A 4,098-nucleotide genomic window follows, 5' to 3' on the forward strand; every position below is an offset into this window, starting at 1 on the left:
TTCTTTGTTCAAAGCAGCACGTTCGATTTCAAGTTGCAATATTTTTCTCTTAGTTTCGTCGATGCTTTCAGGCATAGAATCTATCTCAGTTCTAACCATCGCACTCGCTTCGTCCATCAAATCAATAGCCTTGTCTGGCAAAAATCTGTCTGTAATATATCTGTCCGACAAAGTTGCCGCAGCGATTACAGCGTTGTCAGTGATTTTGATTCCGTGATAAATCTCGTACTTGTCCTTGATACCACGCAATATCGAAATCGTGTCTTCAACTGAAGGCTCTTCAACCAAAACTTTTTGGAATCTTCTTTCCAATGCGCCATCTGTTTCGATGTATTTTCTGTATTCATCCAAAGTTGTAGCGCCGATTGTTCTGATTTCACCTCTTGCAAGCATTGGCTTCAACAAGTTCGCTGCATCCATTGCGCCTTCTGATTTTCCAGCTCCAACCAAAGTGTGAATTTCGTCGATAAACATAATGATTTTGCCATCAGATTCTGCCACTTCTTTTAGAACAGCCTTCAATCTTTCTTCGAACTCTCCTCTGAATTTTGCACCGGCAATCAAACTTCCCATGTCCAATGCAAAAATAGATTTATTTCTCAAAGTTTCTGGGACATCATCGTTGACAATTCTAAGCGCCAAACCTTCCACAATCGCAGTCTTACCAACACCAGGTTGACCAATTAACACTGGATTGTTCTTCGTTCTACGACTCAAAATCCTAACGCTGTGTCTGATTTCATCGTCACGACCGATAACTGGATCAAGCTTACCTTCCTTCGCCAAATCAGTCAAGTTACGACCGTATTTTGTCAACACATCAGTCGTATCTTCTGGATTGTCAGAATCTACCTTTTGATTTCCTCTCAAATCCTTCAAATTAGATGCGAAGTTTTGCTTATTGACATTAAAATCCTTCAACAAAACTGCGCTAACAGTGTTCTTTTCTCCTAAAATACTCATAAAAATGTGTTCTACTGACACGAAACTGTCGCCCATGGACTTAGCTTCGTCCTCTGCTTTCAACAAAATTCTTTGAAAAGCAGTGCTTGGATACACACTCGATTGACTGTCGTTTTTAGGAAGAGAATCTATTTTTTGATTAAAAGCGCTCACGATTTTTTTGTAATCTGCGCCCAATTTTTGGATAGTCTTTGCTACTATTGAATCTGAATCAGACAACAACGCATAGCTCAAATGAACATCCGTAACTTCTGGATTGCCCAACTTTATCGCAGAGTTTTGCGCATCTTGAATTGCTTGAACAGATTTTTGTGTGAATTTATTTAAATCCATAATCCTTACCTCCTAACATTATTCAGAAATATCGTATAATTTTTTGTATAATTCTTCTTGTTCTTCGTTTAATTTTGTAGGATTTACGATAGAAATTTCAAGGTACAAATCACCCTTGACGCCTTTCATATCCACAAATCCCTTATCTTTAATCCTAATTCTTTGATTAGCCTTGATGTTTTTCGGAATCTTAACCTTGATTCTTTCGCCACTAATCGTTTCAACATTGATAGATTTACCAAAATAAGCTTCCCATGGTTTAAGTTCAACCTTCTTGATGATATTGTGATCTTCAAGCTTGTTGTACACATCAACCAAGTTAATCTTCACATAAATGTCCCCGTCAACTCCGAATTTTTCGCCCTTGACCTTGATTTTCTTACCAGGCAAAATTCCTTTTGGAACTTTCAAATTCAAGTTGACGCTTTTATCTCCAATCATAAGACCCAATCTTTTTTCTACACCGTTGTAGATATCAGATAAGGAAACGGAAATGTCCGTGTCGTATCTTTGCCTTTGTTGTGATTTTCTTCCAGCTCCTTTGAATCCGCTGAAAATATCGGAAAATCCACCGCCGCTACTTTGTCCACCTGAGAAAAACGCGTTGAAAAAGTCTGAGAATCCTCCGCCACTGCCACCAGTTGTGTAAGTGTACGAACCAGAATTCTTGCCGAAGCCGCCAAATCCTCCGAAGTTTCCAAAATCGTACGCATTCGGATCGAAGTTTTGTCCTCCTTGGAAATTATAATTGGAGCCAAACATATCGTATTTTTTACGCTTATCTTCGTTGCCTAAAACCTCGTAAGCCTCGTTGATTTCCTTGAATTTTTCCTGTGATTTCTCGTCGCCTTTATTTAAATCAGGGTGATATTTCTTGGCGAGTTTTCGGTATGCTTTTTTAATTTCTTGGGAGCTCGCCTTTTTATCCACCCCCAAAACTTTGTAATAATCTTTATATTCCATAAAAAACCTCCCGTAATTTGTTTTTGACTTTCTTTGACCTTGATATTATTATACACCCTTACGAGCGCATAATCAATAGTATTTACAATCTTTGCAATTTCTTTGACTTTTAGTTTTATTTTTGACTTTTGATTATTTTTTTGATTTTCATGATAAATCTTTATATCCAAATAGAATGATCCTTACCCGATCCAACCTCGAAATGATATTTCACTATTCCCAAATCGACCTTTGCTGACGGAGCAAATTTCGCCTTCGCTTTCACCTTATCATCGACCAAAGTCAACATAAATTTTTGTTGATTAATCGCAGTTGGAGCATTCAAAGCACAATCCACACCGTCCTTGAACCATTGTGGCGAATCGTCATTCACATTTGACACTTGCTTTGGAAGTTTGCTTTTGCGATTGTAACCCAAGTTCGCAGGAATTCCGAACGAAATCACAATCACCAAATTTTCGTTTGGCTCTATGTATTTTTTAATATTCTTCTTATTATATGTAAGAGCAACCCAGCACGAACCTAAATCCAAATTCATCAGCTCCATCACAAGCTTCTCGCCGTAATATCCACAAGTCTCACTCAAATCATTGCCCACGCCCTTCATAATCAGAAAATTATTCACATTTTCAAACTTCCCGTACTTCGCAAGCCTTGAATTGAATCCTTTCTTGTCATCAAACACAGCTTTTATATTCAAATTAGATTCACGATTAACCTCATCGACCTTCTCTTCGATAATTTTCTTCACGTTAGTATCAATCTCTTCATCTAAGTATTTTCTAACAGAATGCCTCTTATGCATCAACTCTAAAATATCCACCTTGTTCCCCTCATTAAAATATATACTTATTATAATATACCACAAATAGCACCAAATCATTCATAATTGACAAATACAACGAATCACCTTATCAGAAAACATACGTAAATTTTCACAAAAAAATGGAATCACACTGATTCCATCTATATTAACCCACCCAATCCACACCCATAGCTCAATACATCTTGTGCAAATTCTCCAACGCCTTGCTTCTCGTGTTGTAGAAAGTGGACTGTTTCATATTCAATTCCTTGCAAATCACCCTCGCACTTTTTTCACGAAGGAAATTCTCGTAAATAATCTTCTGTTGCTTTTCCGGAAGCTTACGCACCTTCTCATAAAGCTCCTTAATCTCCAACCTATCCTCAAAATCCTGTTCAATATTCTCATCAGATTCAATCAAATTCATCAGCTCAACACCATCCTCATTAGTAAAATTCAACGACTGAACACTTCTTCTCGGATTCTTCTTCAAATAGAAAAACCTCAACCTCTGCTTCAAATAATAATTGAACGGCACATTCTTTGAACCATCATACTCCATAATCGCATACATAATCTCAGTCTTACCATCATCAATTAGTTCTTCGAAAATATCCGCCCTATCATAATAATTTTTGATACTACTAATAATCAAAGGCTCAAAAGCCTTATAAATTCTCTCATCATCCAAAATTTTGTTGTTCACAATATAATCTATCTCTTCATAATTCATGATTTCCATCTCCTTTTTCTCAATTTTACAATCGAAATAAAGATAATATAAATCATGAATGAAACGAAAAACCACACCAAAACCTATAGTAACAGCGTGAACCATTTAAAAATAAATGAAAAATCATCACCATTCTTCACAAAACAAACCAATTCATTGTAAATTCAAATCGAAAACACTTGAACGGGAATGTATGTTCTATTATAATAAAATTATCATAAAATAAAAGGAGAATCAATGAAACAATTACAAGCAATCATTCCGATATACGTAGACAATATCGGCAATGCAGTCCAACTTT

General features: G+C 36.4%; 4 protein-coding genes. All 4 read right to left on the minus strand.

What is annotated here, in order from left to right; genetic code table 11:
- On the minus strand, nt 1-1,296 hold a 1,296-nt coding region (locus KHW44_RS07145), incomplete at its 3' end, for a Clp protease N-terminal domain-containing protein (protein ID WP_304067739.1).
- Nucleotides 1,297-1,314: 18 nt separating this feature from the next.
- On the minus strand, nt 1,315-2,259 hold the full coding sequence (locus tag KHW44_RS07150) for a DnaJ domain-containing protein (RefSeq protein WP_304067743.1): 945 nt from the start codon (nt 2,257-2,259) through the stop codon (nt 1,315-1,317).
- Between the two features lie 160 nt (nt 2,260-2,419).
- Nucleotides 2,420-3,082, minus strand: coding sequence for a nitroreductase family protein (locus KHW44_RS07155; protein ID WP_304067747.1), 663 nt, complete (start codon nt 3,080-3,082; stop codon nt 2,420-2,422).
- Between the two features lie 175 nt (nt 3,083-3,257).
- Nucleotides 3,258-3,797: a sigma-70 family RNA polymerase sigma factor gene (locus tag KHW44_RS07160; RefSeq protein ID WP_304067749.1), complete on the minus strand. Its 540-nt coding sequence runs from the start codon at nt 3,795-3,797 to the stop codon at nt 3,258-3,260.
- Nucleotides 3,798-4,098 lie beyond the last annotated feature (301 nt).

Origin of the sequence: Finegoldia magna, assembly GCF_018371055.1 — a bacterium.
Classification (GTDB): domain Bacteria; phylum Bacillota; class Clostridia; order Tissierellales; family Peptoniphilaceae; genus Finegoldia; species Finegoldia magna_I.

What these genes read in the sequence shown, in the direction of transcription:
- KHW44_RS07150 (WP_304067743.1), bottom strand. Translation starts at nt 2,259, where the DNA reads ATGGAATATAAAGATTATTACAAAGTTTTGGGGGTGGATAAAAAGGCG.
- KHW44_RS07160 (WP_304067749.1), bottom strand. Translation starts at nt 3,797, where the DNA reads ATGAATTATGAAGAGATAGATTATATTGTGAACAACAAAATTTTGGAT.